This is a genomic window from Halomicrobium sp. IBSBa (genome assembly GCF_017612575.1).
GTDB lineage: Archaea > Halobacteriota > Halobacteria > Halobacteriales > Haloarculaceae > Halomicrobium.
Genome location: NZ_JADPQC010000009.1, coordinates 21,320 through 36,283, shown reverse-complemented (window position 1 = coordinate 36,283; position 14,964 = coordinate 21,320). Strand labels below are relative to the sequence as shown.

Below are 14,964 nucleotides of genomic sequence, written 5' to 3'. Positions count from 1 at the left end.
GTTGCGCCGGGGGTGACTAAGCCGCTTCGCTCGCGTCGACGCCGGCTGGAGAACTGATCCCAGTGATCTCGAAGGTGGCACCGGTGGCTGCTCTCGAACGAGCACCCGATTCAGTGTGTCCGTCGTGGGCGTCGTCGGCTGCCCGCCCCGACACCGTGATCTCCCAGCCGTGGGCGTCGACGATCTCGCTGACGATCGCCAGTCCGAAGCCGGTTCCCCCGTCGGTCGTCGAGTAGCCGGATTCGAACACCGCCTCGCGGTCGTCGACCGGGATGCCGGGACCGTCGTCTGCGACGTAGAAGCCGTTGCCCTCCGGTAGTCGCCCGACTCGAACGGTCACGTCGTCACCGCCGTGTTCGACCGCGTTCCGAAAGAGGTTCTCCAGCAGTTGACGGAAGCGGTCGGGGTCGGCGACGAGGTCGAGATCGGTTTCGACGACCAGATCGGCGTCGCCGGCCTCGATGACCTCCCAGCACGACGCCGCCAGCGACGCGAGCGAGATCGGTTCGGTCTCGTCGATAGGCTGGCCCTGCCGGGCGAGCGAGAGCACGTCGTCGATGAGCGTCTCCATGCGGTCGAGCGCCCGCTCTCCGCGCTCGAAGTGTGAGGGGTCCCCCGTCTCGCGAGCGCCCTCGAACGCGCCACGCAACACCTGCAAGGGGTTCCGGAGGTCGTGAGAGACGACGCTGGCGAACTCTTCGAGGCGCTCGTTCTGGCGCTGGAGTTCGCGTCGGTCGCGCTCGCGCTCCGTGATGTCGGTAAAGAGCACGAGCCGACCGACCGGTGACCGTCCGGCCGCGAAGGGACTCTCGGTGAGCTGGTAGTACCGGACCTCGCCGCCGTCGTGAACGGACAACACCCCAGATTCGGAGTCGAGTGCCTCGGCGACGGACGGAACGACGCTCCAGAGCGGCCGTCCGATCACGTCTGGTTGGCTCAACGAGGGAAAGAGGCTCGCTGCGGCTCCGTTGTACTCCCGGAGCTGATCGCGTTCGTTCACGATGAGGATGGGCTTGTCGTCTCCGTCTGCGAGCCCGATCGCCTGAAACCGTTCGTGGAAGACGAACGAGACGCCGACGGCGAAGACCGCGACACCGAGCGGTTCGTGGCTCACGTCGACGAGCAGGGGCGTCGCGTGCCCGACGAAGTTCAGTGCGAACGGTGCCCCCGTCACCGCGACGAGGAGGCCCAACGGCCACGTCTCGTAGCTGACCTGCCGGAGTCGCTCGAAGAGCATGAAGTACCCGACGAACGTCAGCGCGTAGCAGAGCCCGACGACGATCCAGTGTGCGGGGCCGTGTGTCACGGCCAGGTGGGGGAACGGCGCCGTCGCGGTCCGGGTCGCGAAGTACAGTCCGTGATACGAGTTCGTGACCTTCAGCGCGAGGACGACGAGGAAGATCGCGACGGCCGCGCGTCGGAGGCCGGTGCTGCGATGGAGCGTCCGTCCGGTGAACGCCGAGCAGAAGTAGAGCCAGGCACCGACGGTCGCCAGGCCAACAACGAGGCCGACGACGTAGAACACGGTTTTGAGCCCTGGGTCGGGCACGAGGAAGTAGCCCAGATACGAGAGCGCCCAGCCACCGCTGGTCAGGAGCAGCGCCGTCAGTCCTCGTCGCGTGCCCGGGTCTTCGAGCTGCTGGACGCGGTCGATACTCACGAAGCAGGCCAGTGTTGCCACAGTGAACACCAGGAGATAGCCCGCGTAGGTGAGGTCACCGGACAACTGAATGATCACTCGAAGACTCCGTCTGTTGCAGCGTTCACCGCCGAACGGTCATGACACTATCGTTCCCGACAGTTCGAGCCACGTTCGCTCCCGAACGAGACGGCGGTGTCGTCGTCGACGACCGTCGCGTCGTCCTGGGCAGCGAACCCCTCGTGAACGCGGTCGTACGTGTCTTCCAGCCCCTCGACGATCACCTGCGTGTCGCTGACCACCGGCATGAAGTTCGTGTCTCCCTCCCAGCGGGGGACGACGTGGGTGTGGAGGTGGTCCTCGATCGAGCCGCCCGCGGGTCCCCCACCGAGGTTCAGCCCGGCGTTGAAGGCGTCCGGGTCGAGCGACGCCTCCAGGGCGTCGAAGGTCCGCTGTTTCAGGCGAGCGTGTGCGAGCAACACCTCCTCCGGGAGGGCCCGGTAGTCCCCCGTGTGCTGGTAGGGGATGACCATGACGTGGCCCGGACTGTACGGCGCGTTGTTCAGCAACACGTAGGCGTGATCGTTGCGGGCGACGACTCTGTGCGCCCGGTCGTCGTCGCGCTCGGGCAGCGCACAGAACACGCAGTCGACGTCCGGGTTCTTCTCCTCGCGTTCGACCCACTCGATCCGCCACGGCGCGAACACCTGCTCCATGGCCGTGGGTCGACCGCGAGACGGTAAATCGCTTTGCCACGAGGCCGGCGAATCCAATATTTAAACCTTGTTGCCGTTCACGGGTTGCTCCCTATCTAGACAGTACGAGAGAGGTTCTTAAACAGTCTACTGCCCTCTCGTACCATAAGATGCCATATTCGACTTCCGTCTTGCGATAAACGGTCTAAACGACCCCGAACTGTGGAGGGTTTTTATGCGTTGATTTCCCGTTGGTCGAACCGGGATGGCAGTCACAGACACCGACACCCACATGTCGGAGCCGTGCTCGACGTGTGACCGAACGACGCCACACGACGTCTCCGTCCAGATACTGACCGAAAGCACCAAATCGAAGAACGCGGCGTTCTCGCGGGAACCGTATCGCGTCAGTGAGTGTCGAGTCTGTGGTACCACGACAGAGACGCGAATGAACAACGCCTGATACGGACGGTTGTCGCGATGTACCGGTGAGCGTCTCCCCCGTCCCAACGCGCACCGGTACGCAACGACAACTTTCCGTATGATACGGACATCCCGGCACCACCCACCACCCACGCCACCTTTTGGGCGCTCACCGCCGAGCGCCAGCGCACCCGACAGCGAGTCACCGAGAGCGCGTCAGTCGAGCCGCGTCGTCACTTCACAGCCGTCATCTGTCACGATGACGGTGTGTTCTCTCTGGCTGACGAGCTCGCCCTCGGCTTCCTGGAGGACCGGGTAGCCGTGAACGATGTCTTGCTGTTTCAGGCGACGGAGCGCCATTCCCGGACGGGACACGTCGAGCCACCGGGCCGCGAACGGCAGGGTCTTGAACTCCTCGGTGATCTGGTTCAGCGCCTGTCGGGCCTCGCGGTTTCGGACCGACCCCTCCCGTTCCAGCGAGAAGATCTCCTCCGTCGCACCCTCGTTTACCTTCCCCGTCCCGGTCGTGGCGAACGGTTCGATCGCGACGACCTGTCCCGCCTCCAGGGTCGCACCGCCGGGGATCGACCGGTTCGGGACGTTCGGCTCGGTGTGTTGCTCCCAGTGGCCCAGCCCGTGGCCCGTCAGGTTGACCACCGGATTGTAGCCGTACCCCTCGATGACGTCCTCGATGACGGCACCGATTTCGCCGGTCTGGACGCCGGCCTCGACGGTCTCCAGTGCCGCGTCGAGGGCCTCGTCGGCGGCGGTCTTCAGCTCCTCGTTGCCCGAGAGATCGACCGTGACGGCCGTGTCGGCCAGCCACCCGTCGATGTGGACGCCGATGTCCAGTTTCACCATCTGCTCGCCGACGGTGCGGTCGTCGTCCGGTCCGGCGGCCCCGTGGGCGGCCTCGTGGTCGACGCTGACGTTGACCGGGAAGGCGGGCTCGCCGCCCAGTTCCCGGATGCGGGCTTCGGCCCACTCGGAAATTTCGAGGTAACCGGTCCCCACTTCGAGTCGGTCGGCGGCCTCGTTGCGCACCTGTGCCAGGATCTCTCCGGCCTCGCGATGTTTCTCGTACTTCTCGGCGGCCAGGTCCACGTCTGTCATGAGTGTGGGTTCGGAACTGTGGGGCAAAGGGTTTGCCGTTGTACGTGAAAAGGGGTGTAATGGCTACCAACCGTGAGGGACCGATCTACGCCAGCACGCTCCTGTGGGGGGTCGTGCTCCTGGCGACGGCCGCCGTCATCGTGACCCGCGGTCTCTGGTCGGGCGTCGTGGTCTTCGCGAGCGCCGCCGCGGGCGTGGCCGTCGTGACCGCGTTGCTCGCCGTCGTCGAGCGGTTCGGCAGCGAACCGCAGTACGACAACAAGCTCGACCCCTGGGACGAGTAGCGGCCCTACCGCGTGGCCGTCTGCATCGCGTCGGTGTTCTCGGCCGCTCCGACGCGGCCGGCGTGGTCGAGGACGATCACGCCCGCTCGTCCGCCCGTCGCGTCCGCGAAATCGTCCACGGCCGTCTGGGCGGCCTGGCTCGGCTCGTGTCGTTCGAGCGCCCGAACGGCCTCCTTCGCGAGTCCGAACCGAGCGATCGCCTCTCCCTCGCCGGTCGCGCTCGCGGCCCCTCGCTCGTCGGCGTAGACACCGGCCCCGAGCTGTGGCACGTCGCCGACGCGGCCGGCCAGCGCGAACCACCGGCCACCCGTCGAGGTCGCGGCCGCCACCCGATCGCCGTCGGTCGCGACCGCACCGACCGTGTCGTGGCTCGCACCGAACCGCTCGCGGACCCACGCCAGTTGCTCGGCGGCGTCTCCGTCCGGCGGGTCGGCCGCCTGCCAGCGCTCTCGCGTGCGCTCCGTCCACAGATTCCCGTCCGTCTCGACGCCGACCGTCGCCGCGAACTCGACGGCGCGGTCGCCGGCCAGCAAGACGTGGGGCGTCTCCGTCGCGACCGCTCGCGCCACGTCGACAGCGTGTTCGACGCCGGGCATCGCACAGGCCGCCCCCGCCGTCCCGTCGTCGGTCATCACGCTCGCGTCCGTCCGGACGACGCCGTCGCTCTGGACGGTGCTGCCGACGCCAGCGTTGAAGCGAGGATTCGACTCCAGGACGGCGACCGCGTCCCGGACCGCGTCGAGTGGCGACGCGGCGTCGCTGCCCGCACGAGCGGCGTCGTCGAGAACCGCCTGCCGAGCCGTTGGTTCGTCGGGAGCCGATCCAGCGCCGCCGTGGACGATCAGATCCATGTGGAGGTCGAGCGCCGCCACGGTCAAAAGCGACCCGGCGAACCGAAAACCCGAATGGAACGGGCTGACTGGTCGAGAGCGATGTACGAGCGCGAGGATGCGACGGAGTACGCCCTGATCGACCGCTGGGACGACGGCTTCGGCTGGTTCGCTCACCCCGAAGAAGGCGGCCAGCGGGCCAGCCACGCCGTTCGTGCCAGCGACGACGGAGCTACCCGCGGCGACGGCGGCGTCTGGCTGTTCGATCCGATCGACGCCCCCGGAATCGACGAACGCGTCCACGACCTCGGCGAGGTGGCCGGCGTCGTCGTGCTGTCGGACTACCACGCCCGCGACGCCGGGACGTTCGCCCGCCGACACGGCGTCTCCGTCCACGTACCGGACCACCTCGACCGGAGCGCCAAGCGGGTGGACGCCCCGGTCGAACGGGTCTCGGGATCGGTCGCCGGCTTCGAGCTGACGGCGATCAGACCGCTACGGGCGTGGCGCGAAGTCCTCGCCTACCGGGAGTCCGACGGGACGCTGTACGTCCCGGACTTCCTCACCAGCGAGAAGTTCGCCGTCGGTTCGGAACGCCTCGGGATGCCGTTCCTGAGTCGCCTCTCACCGCCACGGCGACTGTTCGCCGACTGCGATCCCGACCGAATCCTGCTCGGCCACGGCGAGGGAGTCTTCGACGACGCCAGCGCCGCGCTGACCGACACGGTGACGAACGCTCGCGCTCGCTTCCCGCGGGCACTCGCGAACGCACCGACCGAGATCCGTGCCGTGCTCGACGCAGTTCGCTAGCCGAGACATCGGACTCGATTCCCGCAGCAGACGGCCCCTGTCCCCTGTTACCATGCCCTCGCGGAAAGCGGCACTCCTTTAGGCGCGACTTTCGATTGGCCGCGTATGAGCTACGATTACGACAAGGTCGAGGTGCCCGCCGAAGGCGAGAAGATCGAGGTCGTCGACGAGGACAACGACGAACTCGACATCCCGGAGAACCCGATCGTCCCCATCATCCACGGCGACGGTATCGGGAAGGACGTGGGCCCGGCCGCCCAGAAGGTGCTTGAGGCCGCCGCGAACGCGACAGGCCGCGAGATCTCGTGGATGCGCGTCTTCGCAGGCGAGTCCGCCCGAGAGAAGTACGACGAGAACCTCCCCGACGACACCGTCAACGCGATCGACGAACACCGGGTCGCCATCAAGGGGCCGCTGACGACCCCGGTCGGCGCTGGCTTCCGCTCGCTCAACGTCGCGCTGCGCCAGACGCTCGATTTCTACTCGAACGTCCGACCGACCTACTACCTCGACGGCGTCCCGTCGCCGATGAAAGCGCCCGAGGAGATGGACATGGTCACCTTCCGTGAGAACACGGAAGACGTCTACGCCGGCATCGAGTGGGAGGCCGGCACCGAAGAGGTCGAGCAGGTCCGGGACTTCGTCGAGGAGGAGATGGGCTTCGACGACGTGATGCACGACGGTCCGATCGGCATCGGCATCAAGCCGATCACCGAGTTCGGTTCCAAGCGGCTGGTCCGCAAGGCCATCGACTACGCCATCGAGCACGACCGCGACAAGGTCACGCTCGTCGGCAAGGGCAACATCATGAAGTTCACCGAAGGCCAGTTCACCGAGTGGGGGATGGAGGTCGCCGACGAGGAGTACCCCGACGACGAGGTCTTCGCCGCACCCGACTCCCTGTGGGAGACCCAGGACGACATCGACATCCCCGAGGACGCCGTCATGGTCGAGGAGCGCCTCGCCGACGCGATGCTCCAGTGGATGCAGCTGCGCACCGACGAGTTCGACGTGCTCGCGATGCCCAACCTCAACGGCGACTACCTCTCGGACGCCGCTGGCGCACAGATCGGCGGCCTCGGCATCGCACCCGGTGCGAACTTCGGTGACGCCCGCGTGCTCGCAGAGCCCGTCCACGGCTCGGCCCCGAAGCGCGCCGGCCAGAACATGGCCAACCCGACCGCGATGATCCTCTCGGGCCGTCTGATGTTCGACTACATGGGCTGGAAGGACGCCGCCAACCTCGTTCGCGACGCCGTCGAGGAGACGATCTCCTCGGGCAAGGTCACCTACGACCTCGAACGCCAGCTCGAAGACGCCGAGAAGCTCGGTACCGAGGAGTACTCGGACGCCATCGTCGAGAATATCGAGAAGCTCGCGTAAGCGAGTTTCTGGACTCGCCCGGCGTCACCTTTGCTCACTTCCAGGCTGGCTCGTCGCGTGGCGGGCTGAACACGTCGATCCCGCGCACGGGCTCGTCCGTTCGATTGGCCGCCTCGTGTGGCTCCTCGGCCGGGACGACGTAGGAGTCGCCGGCACCGACGACCTGTTCCTCGCCGTCGATAAGGAACGTGAACGTCCCGCGAGCGACGAAACCGACCTGCTCGTTGGGGTGGCTGTGTTCCGGGACGACCGCGCCCGGTTCGATGTGGAAGTGCTGGACGTTCATCCGCTCGCCGACCGCCAGCGGCGCGATGTGGACGCCGTCGACGACCTCGGTGAACTCGCTGTCGGCGGTGTCACAGACCTGCATGGCAGAGGTGAGTGGAGGGCGGCAGGTAAGCTTACCGGGGCGGTGGGAGGGTCGAGCCGGGACGCGTCGGCGGACTGGAGAACAGTTTTCATGCCGTCGACTCCAAAGATCGAGTACCATCAAGATGAACGAGCAATCGAAGCGAACGGCCGTCGGACTGGTCTCCGCGCTCGGACTCGGCGCTGGCGGCTTGATCCTGGGGATCGTCCTGGCGAACGTCGCGGGAATCGGGCTGGTTCTGGCGGGATTCGACCTCGACCCGACGAGCGTCGAGTTCCTGATCCTCTCGCTGATTTTCGTCCAGGGCGTCGGCTGTTTCGGCGTGTCGATGGCGTACGTCAACGCCAGACCGTCGCTGGGGCCGAAGATCAGAGAGCGACTGGGTTTCGAACCCGGATCGACGCCCTTCGACATCGGTTACGGCGTGCCCGATCTGCGCGACCTCGGTGTGATCTTCGGGGGGTACTGTACCGCCTTCGCGGGCGTGATCGTCGGCCTCCTCGTCATCTCACAGCTACAGGTCGAGACCGGACAGAACCAGCTCGGTGAGGTCGCGATGGCGAACCCCGGAATCGTCCTCTACCTGATCCCGGTGATGCTGTTCGTCGTCGGACCCAGCGAGGAGTTGCTCTTCCGTGGCGTCGTCCAGGGTCGCCTCCGTGAGGTCCTCGGTCCGGTTTCCGCGATCCTCATCGCCAGTATCGCCTTCGCTGGGATGCACGGGGTCGCACTGGTCGGTGGTTCGACCGTCGGGAACGCGCTCGTGCTGGTCGTGTTGCTGTGGCCGGCGCTGGTGTTTGGAACGAGCTACGAGTACACGGACAACGTCGTCGTCCCGGCGGTGATCCACGGCATCTACAACTCGACGATCGTCCTGTTCCTGTACATCGGTATCGTCTACGGCGACGAGATGGCGGCGGCACCCCAGACGCTGCTGGCCGCGCTCCCGGTGTGACCGCCAGATTCAATCACGGACCGTCCCAACGGTGAGTATGTACGCCGTCGTGGGGTGTAGCGACTGTTCGGCGCTGTGGATCGTCGAGGGGCGGCCGGCGACGACCCAGTGTCCCCGCTGTGGCACGACCAGAAAGCACGAGAAGCGCCGCAAGTTCGTCGAGACCGACGACGAGGACCACGCTCGCGAGGTCCGGTCGTCGATGCTCGCGAACCGTCAGGATCAGGGCGACGCGTTCGCACGACTGGATTCGTTCGCCGAGATGGAGGGGCGACTCGACGACGCCGGTCCGAGCGACGAGGCGGTGCTAGAGGCTGCCGGCGTAGATACAGAGGAGGTCGCGGCCGCCGCCGAACGGTCCGAGGGCGGCGCTGGCGGGGGACAGAGCCGAAAAGAGACCGTCCTGTCGGCACTCCGCGAGTGCGAAGCGCCCACCGAGGCGGACGTGATCGACTACGCGACCGAGCGTGGCGTCCCCGCCGACTACGTCCGCGACGCACTGGCGAAGCTCCGTCGCCGCGGCGAGGTGACCGAGAGCGGCGGGACCTACCGCCGACTATGAACGTCGCCGGCTATGCCGTCGAGCCCGGCCGGACCGCCGTCGGTGTCCTGGTCGGAGCCGCCGGACTGCTCTTTCTCGCCCAGCCGATCACGGGACCGATCGACGTGGGCGGCGTCCCGATCCAGCCGGCGCTGGCCTCTCCGGTCGTGCTCGCTGCGGGACTCGCGCTCGGGACGGTCGTGTTCTACCGGCAGGGCTACGCGCTGTTCGCGGCGGCACACGCGGTCTTTGCCGTCTCGCTGGTCGGCTTCGTCGGCGGGATCGCTCTCGGGAGCGACCGCCTGCTCGTGGTCGGCGTGGCGGCGCTCGTCGGCGGCGCGGGGTGGCTGGTGACGATCCAGCGGCGGGCGTCCTGATACGACCGGCTGTACATCTGTGACCGATTTCGCCACCCCGGGGTGGCGAAGCTCGTCACGAACTGACAGCCGGCAGTATGACTCCAAGCGAGCTACGCCAGCGCAGTCAGCTCCCCAGCGCCGCCGACGTAGAGTCGCTGGCCGACCGAGAGGAGCGCGTGGCTCACCTGTCTGTCTCCGACGCCGGCTTCCCACCGCACCGCGCCGGTCGAGCTGTCGAGGGCGACGACGCGCCCGCCGTCCTCGTCTGGCCCGGAGAGGGACACCGTCTCTTTGGCGATCACGGGACAGCCCGCGCGAAAGTCGAGGGGCTGTGACCACACCGTCGCGCCGCTGGTGCTGTCGAGTGCGTACACGGTGCCGTGGGACGTTCGAGCGCCCGCTGGACGGGCGAACGTGTACACGCGCCCGGCGTCGGGATCGACTGCCGGCGTGTAGACGTAACTGGCCAGTTCTCGGTGCCACCGCCGCTGTCCCGCGTCGAGATCGTACGCTATCAGCGGGACGGTCGATCGGCCACCGGTGCCGACGGCTCCCCGGTACAGCGTCCCGTCGACGACGGCAGGCCACAGGACTGCGACACTCTGATGGGATGGCTGCCAGGACGTGTGAATCGCCGGTGGCTCGCCGAGGAGGGCCCTCAGCGCCGAACGGTCGGACCGGTAGCAGCGGACTCGGGACGGCGAGGAGACGAGTGGCCGCCCCTGGTAGATGCTGATGTCGTGGTCGCCACCGGTCGATGCGTGCCACCGGATCGCCCCGGTGTCCGCGTCGAGCCCGTAGAGCGCGTCGGTGTTCGTCGCGACGTAGATCGTGCCGCGGTGCTCGACGGCCGAGTACGCTTGTCCCTCCGGGAGCTTCGTTTCGAACAGCGCCGTGCCGGAGGCCGCGTCCAGCGCCCGGAACGTCCGTCCGCCGAGGTACAGCCGCCCAGCGACGTAATCGAGCGACCCGACGCCGTCGAGATCCGCCTCGTGCCACCGTGTCACGCCGTCCGCTCGGACGGCGTACACGTCACCCGACGCGCCGGATCGCAGCGTCAGGCAGTACACCGTCCCGTCGGCTGCGACCATCCGGAACACCGTTCCCCGGAGATCGACGCGCCACTCGCGTTGGGGTGTCTGTCTCGGTGGCGTAGCAGTCGGACTGTGGCGACTGTTTCGAACGCCGCGGTGCTGTGACGGCCACGTCCCTGCCGGAGGTCGCCGATCGGCTCGTATCGTTCGCTCCGGACGCTGCGGAGCGCGGCAGCCGGCAGTAGCGACCGTTCCGGCGACGACACCCGCACGGAGCAGTGACCGACGGTTGTACTGAGACATGACGATGGTGTTGACCCGGTGACCGTTCGGCGGTCACGACTATTCCTGTCAAATATCGACGGTATAAGTGTACTGGATTCGTTCAGTAAGATCAACCACGTGATTGGGTCGAAGAGACGACGACGAGCAAGACAGCAGCCGGGATAGCGGCGTTGTTGGGACGCTATCGATCGAAATCGACCAGGCGAGTGCTGCTACCGCCCGAGGTCCTCGTGAGCACTGGAGAGGTGCCGCGAGGAGAGGGCCGCCAGCAGGGAGAGTTCGCCGGCCAGCGCCCCGGCGGCGATCACTTCCGCGAGGGCGTCGGCGTTGCTGCCCGCGGGGTCGCCGCCACCGGCGTAGCCCAGCACGTCCAGCCCCTCGGCCTGGGTCGGGAGGCTCGTGCCGCCGCCGACGGTGCCGACCTCCAGCGACGCCAGCGTCACCGAGGCGTACAGCCCGTCCTCGCGGGCGTCGACGGTCGTGATCGCGTTCGCGCCTTCGACGACCTGTGCGGCGTCCTGACCGGTCGCGAGGAAGGCCGCGGCGACGACGTTGGCCGCGTGTGCGTTGAAGCCGAGCGCCCCGGCCTTGGCCGAGCCCACGAGGTTCTTGCGCGTGTTTGCCTCGGCGATGGCCTCGGTCGTGGTCCCGAGTCGCTCCTCGACCTGTTCGTGGGGGATCAGCACGTCCGCGGCGACGGTGCGGCCCCGTCCCTCGACGGCGTTGATCGCGGCGGGCTTCTTGTCCGAACAGAGGTTTCCAGAGAGCGCGACCAGTTCGGCGGGCGTCTCGCGCTCGACGATCTCGCAGGCGGCCTCGGTCGCGATCGTCGCCATGTTCATCCCCATGGCGTCTTTGGTGTCGTAGGAAAACCGCAGGAAGACGTTGTCGCCGACGACGTAGGGGGTCACGTCCTGGAGTTCGCCGTGTCCAGTGGTCGCCTCGGCGGCCTCCGCGAGGTCGTCGACGTGTTCGCGCACCCAGGCCGACACCTCGCCGGCCGCGGCCACGTCCTCGACACGGAAGACCGGCGCGCGGGTCATCCCCGACTTGAGCACGCGAGCGGTCGCACCGCCAGCGCGCCTGATCGTACTGACGCCGCGGTTGACACTGGCCACGAGCGCACCCTCGGTCGTCGCCAGCGGGAGGTAGTGCTCCCCGTCGGCGGCGCTCCCGTCGACGGGGAGGGGGCCGACGACGCCCATCGGCACCTGGGCCGCGCCGATCATGTTCTCGACGTTGGGTTCGGCGTCGGCGGCCTCGAAGGTGTAATCGCCGACCGATTCGAGGTCGACGCCGGTCTCTTCGGCCAGCAACCGTCGGCGTGCCGTCGCGGCGGTCTCGGCGTCGGCGTGCTCTTCGAGTTCGTAGAGGCGAAGCTCGCCCTCGCGAACGCGTTCGGCGAGGTCCTCGGCGTCGGTCATGGCCGAATGCTCGCGGGCGACTCCCCTAACAGTTCTGATCCGGTCAGGACAGGCGTTCGACCAGCTCGTCGGCCGTCACGGTCTCGCCGTCGAGTTCGATCCGGAAGGCCGCGTCACCGCCGGTGCGCTCGAAGGCGGTCAGATTCCCCGTCACGAGGAAGGTGTCGCCGTAGCCGGGGTTGCCCGTGTACCCCGAGACGGTGACCGTCCCGTCGCCGCTGTCGGTGATCGTGTCGTTGTCTTCGGCGACGAGGTCGTCGGCCACGTCGGCCGCTCGCTCGACCGATCCGTCGACGGTGAACTCGTAGCGTACCTCGCCCTGTTCGGTGGCGACGACGGCGACCTCGTGGGTGGTGGGTTCGTCGCCGCTGCCGTCCGCCCCACCGCCGTCGCTGGCACCGTCGCCGACAGCGTCCGTGCTTTGGCTGACGACGCGCCGTTCCATCTCGCGGACGACGTAGTCGCCGTCGCCGCCGGTCTGTCTGATCTCCGTGATCGCGCCGTTGACCACGAACGAGTCGCCGTAGCCGGTGTTCCCGGTGAAGCCACTGACCGTCCACGTGCCGTCGTCGTTCCGGCTGATGGTGTCGTTGTCGCCGGCACCGATCCGGTCGTTGATCGTCGTCGGCCGGATCGGTCCGGTCGCGGTCAGCTCGTAGCGCACGTCCCCCTGGCTCGCTCCGACGACCTCGACGCAGCGCTCCTGGGGCGTCTCCGTGCCGAGCGTGGCGGCCTCGGCCACGTCGCTCCGGAGGTAGTGTCGACGGTAGTCCTGGTCGGTTTCGATCTCGATGGCTTCGATCGTCTTGCCCGCGTGCTGGCCGCTCCCCCGGTAGACGTTCGGGACGGCGTCTATGCCGTCGGTGTCGCGGATGCCGGACAGTTCCGGGAAGTCGTCGGTGTCGCCCACGCCGTCCTCGCTGTAGCTCTGCTTCGTCTCGGTCGTACCGTCGACGAAGTGCAAGCGGACTCGCGAGGTCAGCACCGACGGCACGCCCCCAGAGAGGACGAACTCACCGACGGGGACGTGGACGCTGGTGGCCGTAAACGTCGTGGCTCTGTGTCGACGCTGGCACGGGTCCGGGTTGTCGACCGTCTGCGTGCCGTTGATCGTGACCGAGTCGACGATTCGTCCCGGCGAGCCGTAGCGGACCGGCTCGCCGTCGTCCAGAGAGACCCCGTTGCTCGACTGGACCGAGCTGCCGTCTTCGAAGGCGACCCGGACGGCGTCGATGCCGGTCGAGTCGGTAACCTCGACGTAGTCACAGCCGATCGCGAACTGGCTGTCGCTTACCTGTGCCGTCGCGGTGCCGGCGACGCCAGCGGGTCCCACGAGCGCGCCCCCGAGTGTCACCCCCAGAAACGCCCGCCGTGTGCTCCCGTCAGACTCGCCGTTCGGTCCGGGATTACCGCCCGAATTGTCTCCCATACTCCTCGTCTCTCTCCGTGGGGCGGTTTGTTATTTGGAGCCAACCGCCGGCCGGCGATCGATAAGTCCACCGTACCGAGGCTTCCGGGCCTTCGCGTGGCCCGTCGATCGACGGTCGCGAACCGATTGTGTGCTAACAAACACCACGATACTACAACGACGGCCACCGACTCCCAGAATGCCACCGTTCTCGCGTATTGAAGGTAAAATCTTTTCAATACGGGGTTCCGTAGAAAGAGACAACAGGGGTAGCCAGCTATGCCAGCAATGGAATCCGCGGAGTTCGAGACTGACCTCAGTCTCTTCAAGTACGACAACCTCGAACAGCTCCCGCCGGAGTACCGGGATCTCGGGGAGGACGAACGGACCGAGCGAATCGAGAGCGCGCTCGACACACTCGGGGACGACGTGGTGATCCTCGGACACAACTACCAGCGCCGCGAGATCGTCGAACACGCCGACTTCATCGGCGACTCCTACCAGCTGAGCAAGGAGGCGGCCAACGCCGACGCCGACTACGTGATCTTCGGCGGCGTGACGTTCATGGCCGAGTCCGCCGATATCATCACCGACGACGACCAGAGCGTGATCCTCCCGAGCATGGAGGCGTCCTGTCCGATGGCCGGCATGGCAGAGGCCCTCCAGGTCGACGCGGCGTGGGCCGAGTTGACCGCCGAGACCGACGCCAACGTCGTCCCGATCACGTACATGAACAGCTACGCCGACCTGAAGGCCTTCTGTGCCGAGCAGGGCGGGCTGGTCTGTACGTCCTCCAACGCCCACAAGGCCTTCGAGTACGCCTTCGAACAGGGCGACAAGGTCCTCTTCCTGCCCGACAAGCACCTCGGCGAGAACACGGCCCACCGGCTGGGGCTCGAAGACGAGATCGTCGAGTGGGACCCGTGGGACCCCGACTCCAAGGACGCCAGCAAGGCCGTCGCAAACGACATCATCCTCTGGGACGGCTACTGTCAGGTCCACGAGCGGTTCCGCGAGTCCCACATCGAACAGGTGCGCGAGGAGTACGACGACGCCAACGTCATCGTCCACCCCGAGTGTCGCCGCGAGGTCGTCGAGGCGGCCGACGTGGCCGGCTCGACCGCCCAGATCTGTGAGGTCGTCGAGGAGGCCGAGCCGGGCGACACCTGGGCGATCGGCACCGAGATCCACCTTACCCACCACCTCCAGCGGTGGCACCCCGAGGTGAACGTCGTCCCGCTGTGTGGCGAGGCCTGCATGGACTGCAACGCCATGCGACAGATCGACCCGAACTACCTCGCGTGGGTGCTCGAAGAGCTGGTGGCGGGCCGGGAGCGCAACGTCATCGAAGTCGCACCGCAGGAGAAAGAGCTTGCACAGGTCGCGCTCGACCGAATGCTGGAGATCTGAA

The 14,964-nt window shown here is 67.3% G+C and carries 16 protein-coding genes; 8 read left to right on the top strand and 8 right to left on the bottom strand.

Going from position 1 to position 14,964, the window contains the following annotated elements:
- Window positions 1–16 precede the first annotated feature (16 nt).
- Complete coding sequence (locus IL252_RS16030; protein ID WP_208628840.1) at window positions 17–1,738, bottom strand: ATP-binding protein; 1,722 nt, start codon at window positions 1,736–1,738, stop codon at window positions 17–19.
- Window positions 1,739–1,785: 47 nt separating this feature from the next.
- Window positions 1,786–2,355 (bottom strand): HIT domain-containing protein, encoded by a 570-nt coding sequence (locus IL252_RS16025; protein ID WP_208628839.1) that lies wholly within the window; start codon window positions 2,353–2,355, stop codon window positions 1,786–1,788.
- Window positions 2,356–2,599: 244 nt separating this feature from the next.
- Here IL252_RS16025 and IL252_RS17665 point away from each other — a divergent pair, with 244 nt between their 5' ends.
- On the top strand, window positions 2,600–2,797 hold the full coding sequence (locus IL252_RS17665; RefSeq protein ID WP_244257298.1) for a hypothetical protein: 198 nt from the start codon (window positions 2,600–2,602) through the stop codon (window positions 2,795–2,797).
- Between the two features lie 176 nt (window positions 2,798–2,973).
- On the opposite strand, the gene map is transcribed toward IL252_RS17665, so the two are convergent.
- Window positions 2,974–3,870 (bottom strand): type II methionyl aminopeptidase, encoded by an 897-nt coding sequence (map, locus tag IL252_RS16020; RefSeq protein WP_208628838.1) that lies wholly within the window; start codon window positions 3,868–3,870, stop codon window positions 2,974–2,976.
- Window positions 3,871–3,929: 59 nt separating this feature from the next.
- Between map and IL252_RS16015 the strand changes: the two genes are divergently transcribed.
- Complete coding sequence (locus IL252_RS16015; RefSeq protein ID WP_153552694.1) at window positions 3,930–4,154, top strand: hypothetical protein; 225 nt, start codon at window positions 3,930–3,932, stop codon at window positions 4,152–4,154.
- Window positions 4,155–4,159: 5 nt separating this feature from the next.
- On the opposite strand, the gene IL252_RS16010 is transcribed toward IL252_RS16015, so the two are convergent.
- The gene (locus tag IL252_RS16010; protein WP_208628837.1) at window positions 4,160–5,005 is read right to left on the bottom strand and encodes an isoaspartyl peptidase/L-asparaginase; all 846 of its coding nucleotides are present in this window, start codon (window positions 5,003–5,005) and stop codon (window positions 4,160–4,162) included.
- A gap of 54 nt (window positions 5,006–5,059) precedes the next feature.
- Here IL252_RS16010 and IL252_RS16005 point away from each other — a divergent pair, with 54 nt between their 5' ends.
- Both IL252_RS16005 and icd read left to right on the top strand, forming a co-directional pair.
- Window positions 5,060–5,794 carry a hypothetical protein gene (locus IL252_RS16005; protein WP_244257297.1) on the top strand — a complete coding sequence of 245 codons (735 nt, stop codon included), beginning with the start codon at window positions 5,060–5,062 and terminating at the stop codon, window positions 5,792–5,794.
- A 105-nt stretch (window positions 5,795–5,899) separates the two neighbouring features.
- On the top strand, window positions 5,900–7,177 hold the full coding sequence (icd, locus tag IL252_RS16000; RefSeq protein WP_208628836.1) for an NADP-dependent isocitrate dehydrogenase: 1,278 nt from the start codon (window positions 5,900–5,902) through the stop codon (window positions 7,175–7,177).
- A 34-nt stretch (window positions 7,178–7,211) separates the two neighbouring features.
- Here the strand turns inward: icd and IL252_RS15995 are convergent, their stop codons facing one another.
- Window positions 7,212–7,547 (bottom strand): cupin domain-containing protein, encoded by a 336-nt coding sequence (locus tag IL252_RS15995; RefSeq protein ID WP_170093605.1) that lies wholly within the window; start codon window positions 7,545–7,547, stop codon window positions 7,212–7,214.
- A 124-nt stretch (window positions 7,548–7,671) separates the two neighbouring features.
- Here IL252_RS15995 and IL252_RS15990 point away from each other — a divergent pair, with 124 nt between their 5' ends.
- From IL252_RS15990 to IL252_RS15980, 3 genes are read left to right on the top strand one after another with little or no spacing between them, the layout of a single operon-like run.
- Entirely contained in the window at window positions 7,672–8,502 is an 831-nt protein-coding gene (locus IL252_RS15990) for a CPBP family intramembrane glutamic endopeptidase (RefSeq protein ID WP_208628835.1), read from the top strand.
- Window positions 8,503–8,539: 37 nt separating this feature from the next.
- Window positions 8,540–9,064, top strand: coding sequence for a DUF5817 domain-containing protein (locus IL252_RS15985; protein ID WP_208628834.1), 525 nt, complete (start codon window positions 8,540–8,542; stop codon window positions 9,062–9,064).
- Window positions 9,061–9,420 (top strand): hypothetical protein, encoded by a 360-nt coding sequence (locus IL252_RS15980; RefSeq protein ID WP_208628833.1) that lies wholly within the window; start codon window positions 9,061–9,063, stop codon window positions 9,418–9,420. The genes IL252_RS15985 and IL252_RS15980 overlap by 4 nt, the downstream gene beginning before the upstream one ends.
- A 92-nt stretch (window positions 9,421–9,512) precedes the next feature.
- On the opposite strand, the gene IL252_RS15975 is transcribed toward IL252_RS15980, so the two are convergent.
- The 3 genes from IL252_RS15975 to IL252_RS15965 form a co-directional block, all read right to left on the bottom strand.
- Window positions 9,513–10,493 carry a PQQ-binding-like beta-propeller repeat protein gene (locus tag IL252_RS15975; RefSeq protein ID WP_244257296.1) on the bottom strand — a complete coding sequence of 327 codons (981 nt, stop codon included), beginning with the start codon at window positions 10,491–10,493 and terminating at the stop codon, window positions 9,513–9,515.
- Between the two features lie 440 nt (window positions 10,494–10,933).
- Window positions 10,934–12,145: a hydroxymethylglutaryl-CoA reductase (NADPH) gene (hmgA, locus tag IL252_RS15970; RefSeq protein WP_208628831.1), complete on the bottom strand. Its 1,212-nt coding sequence runs from the start codon at window positions 12,143–12,145 to the stop codon at window positions 10,934–10,936.
- A gap of 43 nt (window positions 12,146–12,188) precedes the next feature.
- A complete protein-coding gene (locus tag IL252_RS15965) occupies window positions 12,189–13,574 on the bottom strand; it encodes a hypothetical protein (protein WP_208628830.1) in 1,386 nt (461 codons plus the stop codon).
- A 258-nt stretch (window positions 13,575–13,832) separates the two neighbouring features.
- Between IL252_RS15965 and nadA the strand changes: the two genes are divergently transcribed.
- Window positions 13,833–14,963 (top strand): quinolinate synthase NadA, encoded by a 1,131-nt coding sequence (nadA, locus tag IL252_RS15960; protein ID WP_369334733.1) that lies wholly within the window; start codon window positions 13,833–13,835, stop codon window positions 14,961–14,963.
- Window position 14,964: the final 1 nt, after the last annotated feature.